The organism is Aeromonas sp. TS_SC_11, assembly GCF_057318915.1.
The window spans coordinates 2,076,356-2,095,269 of sequence record NZ_CM170470.1; the positions used below are offsets into that span (position 1 = coordinate 2,076,356).

Annotated in this window: 15 protein-coding genes and 1 riboswitch; of the genes, 6 read left to right on the plus strand and 9 right to left on the minus strand. The window is 61.6% G+C overall.

The genetic code is table 11. The annotated features are described in order from the left end of the window. Window positions 1-14 precede the first annotated feature (14 nt). A complete protein-coding gene (locus tag AC1P02_RS09845) occupies window positions 15-224 on the minus strand; it encodes a helix-turn-helix domain-containing protein (protein ID WP_005311752.1) in 210 nt (69 codons plus the stop codon). Window positions 225-231: 7 nt separating this feature from the next. Continuing rightward, window positions 232-858, minus strand: a complete 627-nt coding sequence (locus tag AC1P02_RS09850; RefSeq protein WP_485185207.1) for a DUF2975 domain-containing protein — start codon at window positions 856-858, stop codon at window positions 232-234. Window positions 859-1,081: 223 nt separating this feature from the next. On the opposite strand from AC1P02_RS09850, the gene AC1P02_RS09855 reads away from it, so the two are divergent. The 4 genes from AC1P02_RS09855 (at window position 1,082) to AC1P02_RS09870 (ending at window position 12,030) form a co-directional block, all read left to right on the plus strand. Beyond that, window positions 1,082-4,582 (plus strand): hybrid sensor histidine kinase/response regulator, encoded by a 3,501-nt coding sequence (locus AC1P02_RS09855; RefSeq protein ID WP_485185209.1) that lies wholly within the window; start codon window positions 1,082-1,084, stop codon window positions 4,580-4,582. A 173-nt stretch (window positions 4,583-4,755) separates the two neighbouring features. After that, window positions 4,756-4,843, plus strand: a riboswitch (cyclic di-GMP riboswitch). A 111-nt stretch (window positions 4,844-4,954) separates the two neighbouring features. Then, entirely contained in the window at window positions 4,955-7,567 is a 2,613-nt protein-coding gene (locus tag AC1P02_RS09860; protein WP_485185211.1) for a glycosyl hydrolase family 18 protein, read from the plus strand. A gap of 88 nt (window positions 7,568-7,655) precedes the next feature. After that, entirely contained in the window at window positions 7,656-10,031 is a 2,376-nt protein-coding gene (locus AC1P02_RS09865) for a M66 family metalloprotease (RefSeq protein WP_485185441.1), read from the plus strand. Between the two features lie 76 nt (window positions 10,032-10,107). Beyond that, entirely contained in the window at window positions 10,108-12,030 is a 1,923-nt protein-coding gene (locus AC1P02_RS09870; protein WP_485185213.1) for a glycoside hydrolase family 19 protein, read from the plus strand. A gap of 61 nt (window positions 12,031-12,091) precedes the next feature. Here the strand turns inward: AC1P02_RS09870 and AC1P02_RS09875 are convergent, their stop codons facing one another. Beyond that, window positions 12,092-12,892 carry a putative RNA methyltransferase gene (locus tag AC1P02_RS09875; RefSeq protein WP_021138331.1) on the minus strand — a complete coding sequence of 267 codons (801 nt, stop codon included), beginning with the start codon at window positions 12,890-12,892 and terminating at the stop codon, window positions 12,092-12,094. A 122-nt stretch (window positions 12,893-13,014) separates the two neighbouring features. Continuing rightward, the gene (gene crp, locus AC1P02_RS09880; protein ID WP_005311762.1) at window positions 13,015-13,653 is read right to left on the minus strand and encodes a cAMP-activated global transcriptional regulator CRP; all 639 of its coding nucleotides are present in this window, start codon (window positions 13,651-13,653) and stop codon (window positions 13,015-13,017) included. A 309-nt stretch (window positions 13,654-13,962) separates the two neighbouring features. Here crp and AC1P02_RS09885 point away from each other — a divergent pair, with 309 nt between their 5' ends. Next, window positions 13,963-14,367 (plus strand): OsmC family protein, encoded by a 405-nt coding sequence (locus AC1P02_RS09885; protein WP_005311765.1) that lies wholly within the window; start codon window positions 13,963-13,965, stop codon window positions 14,365-14,367. Between the two features lie 48 nt (window positions 14,368-14,415). Then, complete coding sequence (locus tag AC1P02_RS09890) at window positions 14,416-14,712, plus strand: MliC family protein (RefSeq protein WP_021138330.1); 297 nt, start codon at window positions 14,416-14,418, stop codon at window positions 14,710-14,712. Between the two features lie 67 nt (window positions 14,713-14,779). Here the strand turns inward: AC1P02_RS09890 and AC1P02_RS09895 are convergent, their stop codons facing one another. The 5 genes from AC1P02_RS09895 to arnT all read right to left on the minus strand — a co-directional run bounded on the left by AC1P02_RS09895 (window position 14,780) and on the right by arnT (window position 18,857). Then, window positions 14,780-15,313, minus strand: a complete 534-nt coding sequence (locus AC1P02_RS09895; protein WP_021138329.1) for a DUF4136 domain-containing protein — start codon at window positions 15,311-15,313, stop codon at window positions 14,780-14,782. Between the two features lie 15 nt (window positions 15,314-15,328). Further along, window positions 15,329-16,198: a phosphoribulokinase gene (locus tag AC1P02_RS09900; protein ID WP_005311770.1), complete on the minus strand. Its 870-nt coding sequence runs from the start codon at window positions 16,196-16,198 to the stop codon at window positions 15,329-15,331. A 228-nt stretch (window positions 16,199-16,426) separates the two neighbouring features. Beyond that, window positions 16,427-16,873: a 4-amino-4-deoxy-L-arabinose-phosphoundecaprenol flippase subunit ArnF gene (gene arnF, locus AC1P02_RS09905; RefSeq protein ID WP_485185217.1), complete on the minus strand. Its 447-nt coding sequence runs from the start codon at window positions 16,871-16,873 to the stop codon at window positions 16,427-16,429. Further along, entirely contained in the window at window positions 16,870-17,214 is a 345-nt protein-coding gene (locus AC1P02_RS09910; RefSeq protein ID WP_277735787.1) for an EamA family transporter, read from the minus strand. Before AC1P02_RS09910 ends, arnF begins: the two co-directional genes overlap by 4 nt. Then, on the minus strand, window positions 17,214-18,857 hold the full coding sequence (gene arnT / locus AC1P02_RS09915; RefSeq protein WP_485185219.1) for a lipid IV(A) 4-amino-4-deoxy-L-arabinosyltransferase: 1,644 nt from the start codon (window positions 18,855-18,857) through the stop codon (window positions 17,214-17,216). Before arnT ends, AC1P02_RS09910 begins: the two co-directional genes overlap by 1 nt. Window positions 18,858-18,914 lie beyond the last annotated feature (57 nt).

Sequence of the window (18,914 nt, forward strand, 5' to 3'; positions counted from 1 at the left end):
GTCGTTCCTGCGGGTTAGCGTTCTTGCTCATAGCCCAGCAGGTCGCCCGGTTGGCAGCCCAGCTCGCGGCAGATGGCTTCCAGGGTGGAGAAGCGGACCGCTTTGGCATGACCGTTCTTGAGGATGGAGAGGTTGGCCTCTGTGATGTCGACCCGCTGGGCCAGTTCACGGGCTGTCATCTTGCGCTCGGCCAGCAGGGCGTCGAGCCGGATTATGATGGGCATGGGATCCTCACACCGTCAGTTGTTGTTCGTCGGCCAGTTGTTTGGCCTCGCGCATCACCAGGGCCAGTGCCGAGACAATCAAGCCGGCCAGCAGCAGCCTGAAATCTGATGAGCCTATGCTGATGGTGCCATGCAATTCAGGCCCCTGCATGGTGAGGGCTATGTCGACGAGCGGCATTGTGATGATTTCTGCGACGAAGCTGGCACACAGCAGCAAGCCGAGCCAGCGATAGCGGCGGATCTGGCCGAAGGTGAACAGCATGGCGTGCCGATAGCCGCGAAACAGCTGGTGCAGTTGCCACAGGATCAGCATGAACACCAGATCGGGGAGCAGCATGATCAGGGTGGCCAGAAGGCGAGTACCGAAGGTGAGCGGATAGTCGCTAAGCACAGGTGCCGGCGGGGTTAGCAAGGTGCCGAGGGCCTGATCTTCCTGAGTCTTTAGTGGCACGCCGTTGAACACCTTGTCACCGTCGTGGCCGAGCGCCTTTACCAGTTCGTCGTGCAGGCTGTCATTGCCACCAAGCAGATGAGACCAGGTATCCGTCAGCGTCATGAGCGGGGTGGCCAGCAGGGCGAACAGCAGGATCCATTCGATCAGGCTGCTCATGCGTTCGAGCTTGTTGTATTCCATCCTATACCTCGTGATAGATGCCATGGGCCGCACAGTGCGGCATATGCTTACTGTTTATCGATAATCTGGCGCCAATGTTTATCGTTTTTCGATATTCAGTCAAGGAGTTTTTTATTGAAAAACGATAAGGCTTGATGCACAAGAAGGAGATGACATTTTCCGGGCACCTCTCTAGACTGGCAGCTGCCGCGCTTAAATATTCAACATGGACAAGAGGTTACAGATGCACCAGGGATGGCTGCTGATCGGGTTGTCGCTCGCCTATCTGGGGCTGCTGTTTCTGATCGCTTATGTGGCGGACAAGAACAAGCGCCGCCGCCTCAAGGGGCAACCCCTGCTCTACAGCCTGTCGCTGGCGGTCTATTGCACCTCCTGGACCTTCTTCGGCACCGTGGGGCAGGCGAGCGAATCGCCCTGGTCGCCGGTGCCCATCTACCTGGGCCCCATGCTGGTGTTCCTGTTCGGCTGGCGACTGCTGGCCCGCCTCATCCTGGTGGCTAAGCGCGAGCACATCACCTCCATCGCTGACTTCATCGCCGCCCGCTACGGCAAGTCCCAGCGTCTGGCCATGGTCATAGCGCTGATCGCCATCATGGGCATACTCCCGTATCTGGTCTTGCAACTGAAAGCCATAGTGACCGGGCTGGATCTGCTGATGGCCAACTCTGTGTCTGCCGGCCCCACCGGCAATACCGCCGGACTGGCCCTCGGTGTGGCCCTGCTGTTGGCGCTGTTCAGCATACTGTTCGGCACCCGCAATCTGGATGCCACCGAGCACCACAGAGGCATGGTGGTGGCCATTGCCTTCGAATCCGTGGTCAAGCTGCTCGCCTTCGTGACTGTTGGGGGCTTCGCGCTCTGGCTGATCCTGAGCAAGCCGAGCCAGGCCCGCACCCTGGTGGCCAGCGACTTTCTCGATGCCGTGGTGGCGGTGACGCCGGGCGGTCTGCTGGAGCTCGCCATCTACACCCTGGTCGCCATGTGCGCCGTCATCTGCCTGCCGCGCCAGTTCCACGTGACCGTGGTGGAGAACAATCAGGGCCAGGATCTGCACTGGGCGCGCTGGCTGTTCCCGCTCTACCTGTTCGTGATGGGGCTCTTCATCTGGCCGCTGGCGCTGGCGGGCAAGCAGTGGGTGGGTGCCGGCATGGCCTCGGATACCTATGTGATCAGCCTGCCCATGTCGCTCGGTTTCGACGGCATGGCGATGCTGGCGTTTCTCGGCGGCACCTCGGCGGCCACCGGCATGGTGATCGTCTGTACCATTGCCCTGGCCATCATGGTCAGCAACGATCTGGTGCTGCCTGTGCTGCTGCGCCGCTTCTGGCAGCAGGGGCGCGACGAGCGGCTGGTGCGGCTGCTGCTGCAGGTGCGCCGGGGCGCCATCCTGCTGATCCTGCTGGCGGCCTGGGGGCTCTACCTCTGGCTTGGGGATCTCACCAGCCTGTCGCGCATCGGCTATCTGTCGTTCGGTGCCGTGGCCCAGTTTGCCCCCGCCCTGTTGCTCGGCCTCTACTGGCGGCACGGCAACCGCAAGGGGGTCTATCTTGGCCTCGCACTCGGGGTCAGCCTCTGGTTTGTCACCCTGCTGGCTGAGAGTGGCCTGCTGGCCGGCTCGCCGCTGGAATCCCTGCTGGCGCCACCCGACTGGCCCGCATTTCGCGATCTGAGCCTGGGAGCCTGGTGCATCTTCCTGAGCCTCTTGCTCAACCTGCTCGGCTATGTGGCGGGCTCCCTGCTGTCGCGGGCGGCGGTGAGCGAGCGGCTGCAGGCGGCCAACTTTGTCGGCAAGCCGAGCCGCGATACGGCGGCCCTCTATCAGGCGCGGGTCTCGGTCAAGGAGCTGGAGATGCTGGCAGCCCGCTTCGTCGGCTCGAGCCGGGTCAAGCGGGCCTTCGGTCGTTTCGCCGGCGAGCGGGGCGGCACCCTGGCGCCCCAGATGCAAGCCTCTGCGGAGCTTATCGCCCATACGGAGCGGCTGCTGGCCGGGGTGTTTGGCACCTCGTCTGCCCGGCTGGTGCTGGCCTCGGCCTTGCAAGGGCGCAACATGCAGCTCGAAGAGATCGCCACCATAGTGGACGAGGCCTCCGACGTGTTTCGCTTCAACCGCGGCCTGCTGCAGGGGGCCATAGAGCACATGGGGCAGGGGATTTCCGTGGTGGACAGAGAGCTCAAGCTGGTGGCCTGGAACCGGCGCTACATAGAGCTGTTCCACTACCCGCCCGGCCTCATCCAGATGGGGCGATCCATCGAGGAGATCATCCGTTACAACGCCGAGCAGGGGCTGTGCGGCCCGGGAGATATCGAGGCCCATGTGGCGCGGCGGGTCGCCTTCATGCTGCGCGGCAGCCCCCACATCTCGGCGCGGGAGCGACCCGATGGCCGGGTGATCGAGATGCAGGGCAACCCCATGCCGGCCGGCGGTTTCGTCATGACCTTTACCGACATCACCCCGTTTCGCGACGCCGAGCGGGTGCTGCGGGAAGCCAACGAACACCTGGAGGCGCGGGTGGCCGAGCGTACCCACGAGCTGTCTGAGCTGAACCGCCAGCTGCTGCTGGTGAACCAGCAGGTGGAGCGGGCCAACCACTCCAAGAGCCGCTTCCTGGCGGCGGTGAGCCACGATCTGACCCAGCCCCTCAATGCGGCCAAGCTGTTCACCTCTTCCCTGTTGGAGATGCTGCCGCCCCGGGATGAGACGGCCCGCATCGCCCGTCACATCGACGATGCGCTGGGGGCGACCGAGGATCTCATCACGGATCTGCTCGACATCTCGCGGCTCGAGGCGGGCAAGTTCAAGGCTAAAAAGCTCGATTTCGCCCTGCACGACGTGTTCGACAACCTCAAGGCGGAGTTCGGGGTGCTGGCCCAGGCGGGGGGCATACAGTTCTCGGTGGTGGAGAGCAAGCTGGCCGTGTACAGCGACGTGCGCCTGCTGCGGCGGGTGCTGCAAAACTTCCTCACCAATGCGTTTCGCTACAACCCGGGTGGCCGTGTGCTGCTCGGTTGCCGCCGGCTGGGGGACAAGGTGCGCATCGAGGTGTGGGATAACGGCCCCGGCATCCCGGCCGACAAGCAGGAGGCCATCTTCGACGAGTTCTCCCGCCTCGATCACTCCCGCACCGCCAAGGAGCAGGGGTTGGGGCTGGGGCTCGCGATCGCCCGCGGCATTGCCCTGGTGCTGGGGCACAACCTGACCCTGCGCAGCTGGCCGGGGGCGGGATCCGTGTTTGCCATCACCCTCAATCTGGCGACCCGTCCTGTCGCAACGACGCAGGTGGCGGCGCCCGCCCTGCGGGACAGCCAGCTGGAGGGGATCCGGGTACTCTGCATCGACAACGAGAGCGACATTCTCATCGCCATGCACTCCCTGCTGGGGCGTTGGGGCTGCGAGGTGGTGTGTGCCCAAAGCCAGGCTCAGGCGGAGGATCTCATCGCCGGCGGCTTCCTGCCGCAGCTGGTGCTCTCCGATTACCACCTGGATGACGGCAAGACAGGGTTGCAGGCCCTGCACATGCTGCGCCTCGCCCATGGCAACGACATTGGCGGCATCATCATCAGTGCGGATCGCAAGAGCGAGTTGCAGGCGCAGATCCGTGAACACGGCTACGGCTACATCAGCAAACCGGTCAAACCGCTCAAGTTGCGTGCGCTGATGAACAGCATATTACGGCCTGCCAAACTTGATGATGATCACGAAACAAGTAATTCGTCTGATTTTTAATCTCAGCCCCGAGACGTCAAGATCGGCGCTTTCTTACACAACAAAGCGTCTTTTCTTCTCGTTTGGGGCTATTTTCCGATAAAAAGTGGCTTATTAATAACCTGCCAGGGGTTTGCCCTTCCTCGTTTAACTCCTTATATTCAACCGGCGATTATTTTTTGTCGCAAATCAAGTTGTGCAAAAGGCAAACCGGACGAAAGTCCGGGACGCAAAGCTTCCGGTCTAAGGGTCAGCAGTACCTAAGATAGCGGGGCCACCACAGGTTGTTTCGTCCATGGGCCAAGCCATGGCGCGATGTTGTCTGCGTTACCTGTCTGGTTGGCGTTGCCTTTTTCGTTGTTAATTCCAAGAACGAAATAAGGATATTCAACTATGTTAAGTCCAAAACCCTCAGTACTGGCGTTGTTGGTCGGGGGTCTGTGTGCCTCCTCTGCCTTCGCTGCCGCCCCCGGCAAACCCACCATCGGCTGGGGCGAAACCAAGTTCGCCATCGTCGAAGTCGATCAAGCCGCCACCTCCTACAACAAACTGGTCAAGGTACATGCCGATGGTGCGCCGGTCAGCGTGAGCTGGAACCTCTGGTCCGGTGATGTCGGCCAGACCGCCAAGGTACTGCTCGATGGCCAGGAGGTTTGGTCCGGCGCGGCCTCCGCCGCCGGCACCGCCAACTTCAAGGTGACCAAGGGGGGCCGCTACCAGATGCAGGTGGCCCTGTGCAATGCCGATGGTTGCACTCTCTCCGACAAGAAAGAAATTCTGGTGGCCGACACCGATGGCAGCCATCTGGTGCCGCTCAAGGCACCGCTGCAGGAGAACAACAAACCTTACGCCAACAAATCCGGCAAGGTGGTGGGGGCCTACTATGTGGAGTGGGGTGTCTATGGCCGCAAGTTCACCGTGGACAAGGTCCCGGCCCAGAACCTGACTCACATTCTTTACGGCTTTACCCCCATCTGTGGCGGCAATGGCATCAACGACAGTCTCAAGTCCATCTCCGGCAGTTTCGAGGCGCTGCAACGCTCCTGCGCCGGGCGGGAGGACTTCAAGGTCTCCATCCACGATCCCTGGGCTGCCATCCAGATGGGGCAGGGCAATCTCACCGCCTATGACGAGCCGTACAAGGGCAACTTCGGCAACCTGATGGCGCTCAAGAAGGCCTATCCGGACCTGAAGATTCTCCCCTCCATCGGTGGCTGGACCCTCTCCGACCCCTTCTTCTTCTTTGGTGACAAGACCAAGCGCGACACCTTCGTCGCCTCGGTGAAAGAGTACCTGCAGACCTGGAAATTCTTCGACGGGGTGGACATCGACTGGGAGTTCCCGGGTGGCCAGGGAGCCAACCCGGATCTTGGCAATGCCTCCGATGGCGAGACCTATGTGCTCTTGATGAAGGAGCTGCGCGCCATGCTCGACGAGCTGAGCGCAGAGACGGGCCGCACCTACGAGCTCACTTCCGCCATCAGCGCCGGCGATGACAAGATTGCCAAGGTGGATTATCGCGCCGCCCAGCAATACATGAATCACATCTTCCTGATGAGCTACGACTTCAACGGCGCCTGGACCAACACCGAGCTGGGTCACCAGACCGCCTTGTATGACGCTAGCTGGGATCCCGATACCCGCTACACCACGGACAAGGGGGTGAAGGCACTGCTGGGTCAGGGCGTCGAACCGGGCAAAGTAGTGGTCGGCGCGGCCATGTATGGCCGTGGCTGGACCGGCGTCAGTGGTTATCAGGGCAACAATCCCTTCACCGGCACCGCCACCGGCCCCATAGCGGGCACCGAAGCGGAAGGTATCTGGGAGAAGGGGGTCATCGACTACCGTGGCATCGCCAAGGGCAAGATGGCCGGTGACTGGCAGTACAGCTATGACGAAGTTGCCGAGGCACCCTATGTGTTCAAGGCATCCACCGGTGAGCTCATCACCTTCGATGACGACCGTTCGGTCAAAGCCAAGGGACAGTATGTGCTGGCCAACCAGCTCGGCGGCCTCTTTGCCTGGGAAATCGACGCCGACAACGGCGACATTCTCAACGCCATGCACGAGGGGCTGGGCAACGGGGAAGGCACAACGCCGCCCACCAACAAGCCGCCCGTTGCCAACGCTGGCAATGATCTTGCCGTGACGGGCCCGGCAGAGCTGGTGCTGGACGGTTCCTCCTCCCGCGATCCGGAAGGGGCCGTGCTCGGCTACAGCTGGACTCAGGTATCGGGTCCCAAGGCGACCCTGAGCGATGCCAACCTGGCCAAGGCCAAGGTGAGCGTCGATGCGGTCAGCCAGGACGTGAATCTGGTGTTCGAACTGACGGTGACCGACGATCACAACCTCAGTGCCAAGGATCAGGTTGTAGTGACCAACAAGGCGCCGCAACCCAATCTGCCACCTGTGGTGACGGTGCAGGACAAGGTCTCGGTACAGGCAGGCAAGCAGGTGAGCATCACTGCCAATGCCACCGATCCCAACGGTGACACCCTCAGCTATCAGTGGAGCGTCCCGGCAGGCCTGACGGCCAGCGGTCAGAACAGCAGCACTTTGGTGGTTACCGGTCCCAGCGTGACCGAGGCGACCGGTTACGACCTCAGTGTCACAGTGACCGACGGCGTGCTGGATGCCCAGGGCAAGACCCGTCTCACCGTGACGCCGGTCAGCGGGGGAGGCGAGTGCGGGGCGACCGATCCGGATGCGGCCAACTGGCCGGCCTGGAAAGCCGCGACCACCTACAACGGTGGCGAGAAGGTGAGCCACAACCAGCTGGTGTGGCAGGCCAAGTACTGGACCCAGGGCAATGAACCGAGCCGCAGCGCCGATCAGTGGAAGCTGACAAGCCAGGTGCAGCTGGGCTGGGATGCCGGTGTGGCCTACAACGCCGGTGACCTGACCACCCATAACGGGCGCAAGTGGAAGGCCCAGTACTGGACCCGTGGCAATGAGCCCGGCAAGCACGACGTCTGGCAGGATCTGGGCGCCGCCACCTGTAATTAACTTTTTTGTCAACTAGCCTTTTTGTGAACCAACCGGGGGCATGCTTGGCATGCCCCTTCTCTTTCCCACAACAACAGCGAGCGTCATGATGACCATACACACTACCCGTATTGCCAGCCTGATCACCGCAGTGCTGGCAAGCGGTTCTCTGCTGGCCGCTACTCAGGCTGTCCCTGCCCTGATATTCGACGGCACAACCCCACAGAATGACTTGCAAGGATCCTTGGCGGCCAGGGTGCAGTTTGCCCAGAGCCAGATCCTGCCCGCCCATCCTCGTGAGGGGGACAATCAGCCCCGTCTCACCGCCCTGCGCAAGAGCCTGTTGCTGGTCAGGCCGATGCAAGCCGACAGCACAGCTCCCATGGTGGTGATGGCCTATGATGGGACGGGTAAGTTGCTCGGCTCAATGGGACTCAACCCACCCTCTAAACTACCCAAAACCGCTTACTACCTGGAGGGTTCCCCCGAAGAGGGGGTCGATTTCACCCCAGGCCCCGGCACCACAGGCGTCATCAACAGCAGCAGCGAACTGGCAAAGCTGGGTGATCCGGCCGGCTCCTTCCTGCTGAGCAAGTTGCGAGTCCATGCGCTTGTGTCCATCCAGACCGCAGACGGGCGCTGGGTGCGCAACGTTTATTTGCCGACGGATGCGACGCTGGAAGGCAAGATGGTGCGCCTCGCTTCTAATGCCGGCTACGACTCGACTGTCACTTTCAGTGGCCGTCAGGTGACACTCTCCCGCGGTCAGAGCCAGCAATTCAAATTTGTGCGCGGTCAGTGGATCCGTGACGGTGAGCTGGAAAATAACGGCATCACCTACGCCAGCGATGCCTGGAGCGGGGTATTGCCCTCCAAGTGGATAGTACCTGGACTCAGCTTGTGGTTCAGTCATAACCAGCTCCACGGCGAGCTGACGGGCCTCAAGGTGGGGGCACCGGGGGAGCTGCTGATCCACACCATCGACATCGGCATGCTGACCACACCGCGCAACCAGTTTGCCTTTGCCAAGGATCCCGAGGCGCATCGGGAGTACTTCCAGACCATACCTGCCAGCCGTCTCATCGTGAGTCAATATGCCCCCCTGTCGCTGCCCGAGGTGATGCTGCCGGATGGCACCCTGCTCACCGACTTTGATCCGAGCGAAGGGGGTTGGCACGACGGCACCATGCGCCAGCGCATCGGTAAAGAGCTCATCTCCCATGGCATCGACAATGCCAACTACGGCATCAACAGCACGGCGGGGGAGGGGGAGAGCAGCCACCCCTATGTGGTGGCCCAGCTGGCTGCCCACAACAGTCGCGGCAAGTACGCCAACGGGGTGAAGGTACATGGCGGCTCCGGCGGGGGCGGCATAGTCACCCTGGACGCGTCCCTTGGCAACGAGTTCAGCCACGAGGTGGGTCACAACTACGGCCTTGGTCATTATGTGGGGGGCTTTGCCGGCTCTGTGCATCGCAGCGCTGACCAGAACAATGCCACCTGGGGCTGGGATGGCGACAAGAACCGCTTCATTCCCAACTTCTTCGCAACCCGCAGCGGTCAGAGCACCTGTCTGGATGGCCAGTGTCAGGCGCCGTTCCACAGCCGCACCTTTGGTCTCGATGCGATGGCTGGCGGTGCGCCGCTATCCGGTTTCAACCGTTTTACGCTCTACACCCCCAACTCGGCGGCCATCATCCAGCGCTTCCTCGAGAGCAAGGCGGTGTTTGATGCCAGTTCCGCCACGGGTTTCAGCAAGTGGAACGAGAGCCGCGCCAAAATGGAGCCCTACCGTCACAAGGTCGACCTTTCCGAGCAGATCACGGCACCCGTGAGTGATCTGGGGGAAGTGAAACTGGCCGCCCTGCTGGCCGAGTACGACCTGGTCAAGGTGGCCATGTGGGATGGCAACTGGACCCGCAACATCCAGCTGCCGTTGGCCTCGGCGGTCAATCGTGGCCGCATCGTCACTGTCGATCACGACGCTGGCTACAACAGTACCCTCTTCATCAACGGTCAGCAGATCACCGTCTCTCGTGGCTTCAAGAAGAGTTACACCTCGGACGGTGCACGCTGGAACGAGGGGCCGCTGGCGGACCTGGCGGTGGATCGTAAACCCGTGGCCTTCGGGGTGCCGGTGACGACGCTGGTCGGTTACTACGATCCGCAGAGGCAGCTGCCCGGTTACCTCTATCCGGCCTTGCACGGTGCTTATGGCTTTACCTATGGCGATGACAGCGAGCGGCTCGGGACGGGGGATTGCCAATTGCAGGTGGAGACCCGTGATGGGCTGCTGCGTTTCAGATTGGCCAACCACCGCCTGAGCGCCAGCGTGATGAACAAGTTCCATGTCAACGTGCCCACTGCCAGCGAGCCGCGCAGCGCCAGCGTGCTGTGCCGCAATCAGGTGCAGAGTGACGCTCTGCTCACGCCGGCACCGGCCGGTCTCGGCTACACGGTCAACGGCATGCCGTTGACGCGCTGAGACGCTTTTTCCTCGCGCAATGCGAGGTACCACAGGCGGGGGCCAAGCCCCGCCTTTTATCTAGCAAGAGGTAACGATGATGATGAGAAAGTCCTCTGTGGCCAGCCTGCTGGCCGGACTCTGTCTGAGCGGTCAGTTGTGGGCCGCCGCCCTGTATGACATCAATCAGGGTTACAGTGGCGGCAGCCAGGTCAGTTTCAACGGCAAGATCTATGAAGCCAAATGGTACGCCAATCCGGGCCAGAGCCCGGGGGTACAAGTGGCCAATGAATGGGACTCTCCGTGGACCCTGATGGGGGATGGGGAGGCGACTCCGCCTGATGGTGGCACTGGCATCACGCCTCCGGTGGAGGGGGGCAGCGGCACCACCGAAGGCACGCCCGTTTACCTGAGCCAGAGCGAGCTGGACGCCAGGGAGCAGGCCCTCACCGACTTCCCGGCCATGGCGGCAGTCAAGGCCTCCATCGCGACCCGCGATAATGCCGTGGTCGAGGCGGTGGCCCCCGGGCTTGCGCTCAATCCTGCCAACGTCAAGCGGGTCGAGGGATTGCTCAGCGAGTCCCAGTTCAACTTCTTGTTCTCGCTGCGGGCCCCGGAATACACCTATCGCGGTTTTTTGCAGGCGGTGGCCAAGTTCCCGGCTTTTTGCGGTGATTACAGCGACGGTCGCAATGCCGAGGCCATCTGCCGCAAGTCGCTGGCCACCATGTTTGCCCACTTCGCCCAGGAGACCGGCGGGCACGAGAGCTGGCGACCCGAGCCCGAGTGGCGTCAGGGCCTGGTCTGGGTGCGGGAGATGGGCTGGACCGAGCAGATGCGCGGCGGCTACAACGCCGAGTGTCGGCCGGATGTGTGGCAGGGTCAGCAGTGGCCATGCGGCAAGTTCGAGAACGGCGAGTTCAAGAGCTACTTCGGTCGTGGCGCCAAGCAGCTCTCTTACAACTACAACTACGGCCCCTTCTCCGAGGCCATGTTCGGCACAGTGCGCACCCTGCTGGACAACCCGGAAAAAGTGGCGGACACCTGGCTCAACCTCGCCAGCGCCGTCTTCTTCTTCGTCTATCCGCAGCCGCCCAAGCCCTCCATGCTGCACGTGATCGACGGCACCTGGCAGCCCAATGCCCACGACAGGCAGAATGGTCTGGTACCGGGCTTCGGGGTGACCACCCAGATCATCAACGGCGGGGTGGAGTGCGGTGGCACGGCCGAGCACGCCCAGTCCCAGAACCGCATCACCTACTACCAGGCCCAGGCCCAGTATCTGGGAGTGCCTGTGCCGGCAGACGAGGTGCTCGGTTGCAAGAACATGAAGTACTTTGACGAGGCGGGCGCCGGCGCCCTGCCCATCTATTGGGAGAATGACTGGAGCTATGTGCCGGGCAATCCCAATGGCGGCAAGAGCTACGCCTGCAAGCTGGTGGGTTACCAGACCCGCTTCAGCGCGTTCAAGGCGCGGGACTACAGCCAGTGCGTGCAGCACTTCTTCCCCGAGGTGGTGATCGAGGACAACGGCGGCGGCACCAACCTGCCGCCGGTGGCCAACATCAGCGGCCCGAACGAGGCGCTGGGCGGTGCGACCGTGCTGCTCTCCGGCCAGGGTTCGAGCGATCCGGAAGGCAAGCCGCTCGGCTACGCCTGGACCTTGCCCGCCGGGGCCAGCGCCTCGGATCTGTCCCAGTCCACCCTGAGTGCCACCCTGCCGGCTACCCCGCTCAGCGACACCCGCTACGGTTTCGTGCTCAAGGTGACCGACGAGCAGGGGCTCAGTCGCAGTGCGACCCACGAGATCCTGATCAAGGGCAGTGGCGGCACCACGCCACCGGATGGCAACCCCCCTTACAAAGCAGGGACGGCCTACAAGGCGGGGGACAAGGTAAGCAATCTGGGGGGCAACTACCAGTGCAAGCCCCACCCCTATACCGGTTGGTGTGCGGGCGCGGCCTGGGCCTATGAGCCTGGCAAGGGCACGGCCTGGGGAGATGCCTGGATCAAGCTGTGACGTCTGTATTCGTTCAATAAAAAAGGCCCGTCAGGGCCTTTTTTCATGGAAATGAGCGCAATCAGAGCGGCTTTTGCCACAGGCTCAGCAGCAGATCCTGCTCCAGCTCATCCGGTCCCTGCTGGGTAAAGGCGTGACGCTGCTCCGCGCTGGCCCGCCAGCCGAGTCGGCTGGTTTCCAGAATGAAGCTGCGCAGGCTCTGATCCATGGTCATGGTGAACTGGCAACGCTCCTGACCCACGGGGTTGAGGCCGCCGAGGGCTGGCCAGCTGAGGGGGTGCTCCATGCTGACAGGGTTGAGGCTGACTCTCAGCTGCCACTGGTGGCGCGGACCTGGCTGCAGGTAAAGCAGGTAACCACCTGGTGCCAGCCAACTGACCAGCAGCTCTGTCTTGACCTTGAGATCATTGACCAGCAGCACCTGGGCCGTGCCCGGTTGCAGCGGGGCACGAGCCGGATCGGCGATGATGAACTGAGCTTCAGGCTGTACCTTGTTGGCGGCGAAGATGGCGTTCTTGGCCAGATCGAATCCGCCAAATTGCCATTCGGGCAGGCGTTCGGCCAGGGCACGGCAGTAGTAACCTTCGCCGCAGCCGAGGTGGATCAGTTCATGGGCACCGAGGGGGGCGAGCAAGGCCGCCATGGCGTCTACCAGCGGCGCCTGATGGCCCTGTTCTAGGAAGTGGCGCTTGGCGCGCATCAGGGCGCGGCTGTCGCTGTCCTTGGGATTCTTCTTGCCGGGAATGAGATCCAGATACCCTTCCGGGGCCGGATCGAAATGGTGCTTGTTGTCGCAATAGACCCCGCGGGATGCTTCGTGAAGATGCAGGGGGCTGCGGCAAACGGGACATTGAAGATGCATACACACTCGCTTGATTGAGGCTGGGGAAGGGCGTTCGCGATTATAGGGGAGACGATCAGAAAAGGCTGCCGTGGCAGCCTTTTTTATCCAACGGCTCTGTGCTGAGCCGTCAGGGAACCCTGTCAGCGGGTACCAAACACCACTATGGTCTTGCCGTGGGCGGAGATCAGCTCCTGCTCTTCGAGCATCTTGAGGATCCGGCCAACGGTTTCACGGGAGCAGCCGACGATCTGGCCAATCTCCTGACGGGTGATCTTGATCTGCATGCCATCCGGGTGGGTCATGGCGTCCGGCTGTTTGGCCAGATTGAGCAGGGTCTGGGCGATCCGGCCTGTCACGTCCAGGAAGGCCAGGTTGCCGACTTTCTGACTGGTGTGCTGCAGTCGGGTCGCCATCTGGCCGGAGAGACGCATCAGTATGTCCGGGTTGACCTGGATCAGCTGACGGAACTTCTTGTAAGAGATCTCGGCTACTTCACAGGAGCCTTTGGCGCGCACCCAGGCGGAACGCTCTGGATTCTCGCTCTCCTCGAACATGCCCATCTCGCCCAGGAAGTCGCCCTGGTTCAGATAGGAGAGGATCATCTCCTTGCCTTCATCGTCCTTGATCAAGACGGCCACAGTGCCCTTGACGATGTAGTAGAGGGTCTCCGCTTTCTCACCCGCATGGATCAGGGTGCTCTTGGCGGGATACTTATGAATGTGGCAGTGCGACAAGAACCATTCCAGGGTGGGATCGCTTTGCGGTTTGCCAATGACCATGAGAATTCCTCTGTAGTGTCTTTTTATGGACTCGTGCGTCCGGGCAAGCTGCCAACCTTGCCATTCCTTGTATTAGTCGCAGTAGGATAAGAGCCTTTGTCTGTGCTGACAAGGCTTTGAGGGCTTTTGCCAGATCCCCTTGATGCCTGCTGCGCTATCTGCGCCATTTTAGGGAACTTGGGGGCATCAGATGTTGATTTTGATCTAGTTAGCACCGAAGTTCGCGAAAATGGCTCACATATGCCGATTGGGCGCCGTCTGGGGTATGCTATGTCAGTCAGATATGTCGTCATTAAGAGGAAATGTGAGATGAAAGCCAAGGTCAGCTGGGTGGAAGGCATGAAGTTTGTCGGCGAGAGTGAGTCCGGTCATCAGGTGACCCTGGACGGCGCCAACCCCGGTGAAGGTGCCAGCCCGATGGAGATGATCCTGCTGGCGGTGGGCGGCTGCAGCTCGATCGACGTTGTCTCCATTTTGGAGAAGGCACGTCAATCCGTGACCGCCTGCCATGTGGAACTGGAAGGGCAGCGGGTGGAGTCGGTGCCGCGGGTGTTCGAGAAGATCCACCTTAACTTTGTGGTCACCGGCAAGGGGCTGGCCGAGAAGCAGGTGGCCCGTGCGGTGGACCTGTCGATGGAAAAGTATTGTTCCGTCTCCCTGATGTTGGAAAAAGCGGTAGAAATTACCCATAGTTATCAAATTCTTGAAGCCTGATAGCTGTGATTTGTCCCGTCGATAACGCCATGACATAAGGAAAGTGCAATGAAAAACTTGATAGTCTTACTTCCCCTGCTGGGGCTGGCGGCCTGCAGCATGCCCCAGCCGACCCAGTACCAGTACAGCCAGTACCAGTGCGGGGAAGAGCTGTTGGCCATTACCTATGATGCTCAGGCCGACATGGTGCAGTTCCCGTACGCCGGCGTGTATCACAAGCTGGGCCGGGTAGAAGCAGAGTCTGGCGCCAAGTATTCCGATGGTGTCACCACCTTCTGGAATCAGGAGAAACAGGCCATCCTCAGTCAGAAAGATGTGACCCTGCTGACCTGTCAGCGCAAGTAATCGTCATGGTGTGATCACAACGGCCTGCTCTCGCAGGCCGTTTTGTTTCAAGGGGAAAAGACCCGTGCTAGCGGGCGGGCAGGGAGTCCAGCATCTGGCCGGCCAGTTGCTGGCTCAGCTGGCGGCGTGACTCGTCGGGGATGGCGACGTCACTGGCGAGCTGGATGGCACTGCTCCACACTGCCTGCTGGGTACGCCGGTCGAGCAGGACTATGGCCAGGGTGCCCTTGCGTGCCCCCACTTTGGCTTGCAGCCCGGGGGTCATGCCGAGGCGGGCGAAGATCTCGCCATCGCTCAAGTCCTTGCTGCCTGCGACACCGATGGCGACCCAGAGATCCGCTTCATCGAGGGGCACGCTCTGCCAGCCCTTGCTGCCCAGCTCCTGATTGACCGCCTGCTGAACCGGCACCAGCCAGCCCTCGGCACTCTCACCCGCATACTGGAACTGCTCGGCCAGCGCGTAGCGCGGCGTCGCACCAAACGGCCAGCTCGCAGCCGGTCGCACCACCATGGTGCCCGACTCCAGGGTCGGAGCGGCCGGGCCGCTGCTGCAACCGCCCAGCAGGGCGGCCAATACCACAGAGATAAACGCTAACCGCATCATAAGCTCCTTGGCTTAAGTGATCTTGCCAGTTTCGAGCAATTGCTGGATCAGCGGGCGCAGGATCAGCTCCATCGCGAAGCCCATCTTGCCACCCGGAACCACGATAGTGTTCATCCGTGAGATGAAGGAGCCATCGATCATCGACAACAGGTAAGGGAAGTCCACCTGCTTGATGCCACGAAACCGGATCACCAGCATACTCTCGTCCAGACTCGGGATCACCTTGGCACTGAAGGGGTTGGACGTATCCACGGTCGGCACCCGCTGGAAGTTGATATGGGTGCGGGAAAACTGCGGTGTGATGAAGTTGATGTAGTCATCCATGGAGCGGACTATGGAGTCGGTGACTGCCTCGCGCGAATGCCCCCGCTCCGAGGTATCGCGGATGAGCTTCTGGATCCACTCCAGGTTGACGATGGGCACCACGCCGATGAGAAAGTCCACGTGACGCGCCACATTGTGGTCATCTGTGACCACGCCGCCGTGCAGTCCCTCGTAAAACAGCAGATCGGTCTCGCTCGGCAGATTTTGCCAGGGGGTGAAGGTACCCGGCATCTGATTGAAGGGGACAGCCTCGTCGAAGCTGTGCAGATAGCGCCGATACTGGCCGCTGCCGTTCTGGCCGTACTCCTGGAAGAATGACTCCAGCAGCGCGAAGTCGTTGGCCTCGGGGCCGAAATAGCTGATGTGGCGCCCCTGCTCGCGCGCCTTGCGGATCGCCACGTCCATTTCCGGTCGGGTGTAGCGATGAAAACTGTCCCCTTCCACCACGGCCGCTTTGTAACCAAGCTGATGAAACATGGAGCGAAAGGCGTTGGTGGAGGTGGAGGTGCCGGCACCGGACGAACCGGTGACTGCAATGATGGGATGCTTGGCCGACATAGAATTCTCTCTTCCTTGGGAGTTCCGTTATAAAGGCATGTTCAGAGTGCGGTCAAGTACGCCGCTTGTCAGTACCGCCGCCCGACTGGTTCACTGGCGTGACACTTGTTCCCTGGCGCGCAGCGACGAAGGGAGGTGAGCCGGGTGAGCAGAGGGATCCGCATCATAAGAAAAGGGCTGCCGAAGCAGCCCTTGCACAGGGAGGATTGCGAGCCAAACCGTGATGGGTTAATGGGCGTTGCGTTTCCTGCCCACCGGTTTTATCCCCACCAGCACGGCCCCCAGCAGGATGAAGATCACTCCCACCGCCTTGCCCGGCTCCAGCGGTTCGGCAAAGCTCGGTATGGTGACCGCCAGCAGGTAGACCAGCGCATAGCTGGTGCTGAGCAGGGGGTAGGCGATATTGAGCGGGGTGAAGTGCAGCGCCGCCAGCCAGCAGAGCAGCGATAGGGCATAGCAGCCCACTCCGGTTGTGATGACCAGCACCGGCACCGGCTGAGCCAGCATGATATCGAGGCTGGCCTGCCAGGCTGGCAGCTGCATGACTCCCCACTTCATGGCGAGCTGGGCCAGGGTCACCAGCAGTATGCTGCCGAGTACATAGAGATAGCCCTTGATCGCGGGCCTCCCCGTTACCGCAGGTTCTTTGCCAACCCCGGTATTGTCACCTTTCATAGCAAGCCTCCCAGCAAGAGGGCGCCAATGATGATGGCGCCGGCCCCCAGCCAGTTGTGGTAGCTGATCTGCTCGTGAAAAAACAGCCGCGAGCCAATCAGCACCAGCACCAGATTGATGCTGAGCATGGGGTAAGCCATGCTCAGCGGCAGTCGTTGCAGCAGGTAGATCCAGAGCAGCATGCCGCTGCCGAGGGCCGCCACGCTGGCGATGAGCCAGGGTGAAAACAGCTTCTGCCAGTGGCTGCATGGCTGGCGCTGCCAGCTGATGACCGCCTGTTTTTGCAGCATCTGGCCGCCGCAGGTCAGCAGGCACACCAGCACAAGCAGCAGCATGTCCATCAGCGGGCCCCGTGGTAGACAAGCAGGGTCAGCCGGTGGCTCACTATCGTCTCGTCGGCCGGTGGCAGAGATCCCGTGCTGCCGTCTTTATCCGTCTTCAGCAAGAGGGCAACCTGGCCGTTTTTACGCGCCTCGGCCAGCCAGGCCGGGAAGTCGGCCCGGGTCACGTAGCGTTCCTTGGCATCCGGGTAACTCAAGCCGTAATGCACCTCCCCTTTGCTGTCGAATAGTTGGATCTCGCTGCGCCGGGTGCCCCAGGCGAGGGAAGAGGCCAGCCCCACATCGTTGGCCAGCAGGGCGCTGGAGTCCATCAGCACTGTCTGATTGGCCTCGATGAAGCGCTCCGGCAGCTTGGAATCGATCAAGGATTGCGGCAATGCCCAGGGCAGACCCACCGCCAGCACCATGGGGCAGAGCGCGCTCAGGGTCCAGCGGCGGCTGACATCCTTCAACTGGATGAAACCGAGCAGGGCCCAGCCGGCGAAGATGACCATGGCCACCGCCAGGGCACTATTATCTTCGGTGCCATAGACGGTGTGGCTGGGAGAGAAGGCCAGCACGGCGAGGATACCCATGCACAGCAGGCCGAACAGGCCGTTCAACCAGGCGTTGAGCCTGAATGGCTGTGCTTTCCCCTCCTTGAGTTTGTCCATGGCGCTGGCGGCCAGCAGCATGGCCAGGGGAGCGAAGCAGGGCAGGATATAGGTGAGCAGCTTGCCCTTGGCAACGCTGAAGAACAGCAATGGCAGTACCACCCAGGCCAGCAGATAGAGGGTCTCAGGACTTATCTTGCGATCCTGCCAGCCCTTGCGAAGTGCGCCGGGCAGCAGGCCCAGCCAGGGCAGGGTGCCGAGCAGCCCCATGGGCAGGTAGTACCAGAACGGCGCCTTGTGCTGGGCGTTATCCGCCGCGAAGCGCTGTATGTGTTCAACCCAGAAGAAGTAGTGCCAGTAATCGGGCTCCCGCAGGTGTACGGCGATGGCCCAGGGGGCGGCCAGCAGGGCGGCACTCACCATCGCCAATGGGCCGAAGCGCAGCAGTTCGAGCAGGCGGCGCTGATAAATGACGTAGGGCACTATGACGATGACAGGCACCGCCAGGGCGATAAAGCCCTTGGTGAGAAAGCCCATGCCGCAGGCCAGGCCAAACAGCAGGTAGCCGGCGACCCGGGTTCGCAGCGGGCCCTCCTGCCGGATGAGATAGAAGCTGACCATGGCCGCGTTGAGCCAGAGGGTGACCATGGCATCGAGCACGCTGTAGGTGCCTATGCCATAGACGATCAACAGTGACAGATAGATGAGCCCGGCAAGGAAGGCCTTGCGCCGGCACTGCCAAAGCTGCAGCGCGAACCAGACGATCAGCAGGGCGCTCAGGCCTGTGGCGGCGGCCGAGGCGAAGCGCACGGCGAAGTTAGTGTCACCAAACAGCTGCTGGCTGATGCTGTTGAACCAGTAACCGGCGATGGGCTTCTCGAAATAGCGCAAGCCCAGGAAGTGGGGCACGACCCAATCCCCCGTGCTCACCATCTCCCGGCTTATCTCGGCGTAACGGTTCTCGTCGGGGCTCCAAAGCGGCCGCTGGTCGAGGGGCAGCAGGTAAAACAAGAGAAAGAACAGGGGCAGGGCCCACTTGGTCAACTTCATGACATCCTCTGTAGCATTGTGTGGTGAGCGCAATGGCGCATCATGACGTCCGCGATG

Bases quoted from the DNA above. Each gene is read 5' to 3' on its own strand.
- AC1P02_RS09845 (WP_005311752.1), bottom strand. From the start codon at position 224: ATGCCCATCATAATCCGGCTCGACGCCCTGCTGGCCGAGCGCAAGATG.
- AC1P02_RS09850 (WP_485185207.1), bottom strand. From the start codon at position 858: ATGGAATACAACAAGCTCGAACGCATGAGCAGCCTGATCGAATGGATC.
- AC1P02_RS09855 (WP_485185209.1), top strand. From the start codon at position 1,082: ATGCACCAGGGATGGCTGCTGATCGGGTTGTCGCTCGCCTATCTGGGG.
- AC1P02_RS09860 (WP_485185211.1), top strand. From the start codon at position 4,955: ATGTTAAGTCCAAAACCCTCAGTACTGGCGTTGTTGGTCGGGGGTCTG.
- AC1P02_RS09865 (WP_485185441.1), top strand. From the start codon at position 7,656: ATGACCATACACACTACCCGTATTGCCAGCCTGATCACCGCAGTGCTG.
- AC1P02_RS09870 (WP_485185213.1), top strand. From the start codon at position 10,108: ATGATGATGAGAAAGTCCTCTGTGGCCAGCCTGCTGGCCGGACTCTGT.
- AC1P02_RS09875 (WP_021138331.1), bottom strand. From the start codon at position 12,892: ATGCATCTTCAATGTCCCGTTTGCCGCAGCCCCCTGCATCTTCACGAA.
- crp (WP_005311762.1), bottom strand. From the start codon at position 13,653: ATGGTCATTGGCAAACCGCAAAGCGATCCCACCCTGGAATGGTTCTTG.
- AC1P02_RS09885 (WP_005311765.1), top strand. From the start codon at position 13,963: ATGAAAGCCAAGGTCAGCTGGGTGGAAGGCATGAAGTTTGTCGGCGAG.
- AC1P02_RS09890 (WP_021138330.1), top strand. From the start codon at position 14,416: ATGAAAAACTTGATAGTCTTACTTCCCCTGCTGGGGCTGGCGGCCTGC.
- AC1P02_RS09895 (WP_021138329.1), bottom strand. From the start codon at position 15,313: ATGCGGTTAGCGTTTATCTCTGTGGTATTGGCCGCCCTGCTGGGCGGT.
- AC1P02_RS09900 (WP_005311770.1), bottom strand. From the start codon at position 16,198: ATGTCGGCCAAGCATCCCATCATTGCAGTCACCGGTTCGTCCGGTGCC.
- arnF (WP_485185217.1), bottom strand. From the start codon at position 16,873: ATGAAAGGTGACAATACCGGGGTTGGCAAAGAACCTGCGGTAACGGGG.
- AC1P02_RS09910 (WP_277735787.1), bottom strand. From the start codon at position 17,214: ATGGACATGCTGCTGCTTGTGCTGGTGTGCCTGCTGACCTGCGGCGGC.
- arnT (WP_485185219.1), bottom strand. From the start codon at position 18,857: ATGAAGTTGACCAAGTGGGCCCTGCCCCTGTTCTTTCTCTTGTTTTAC.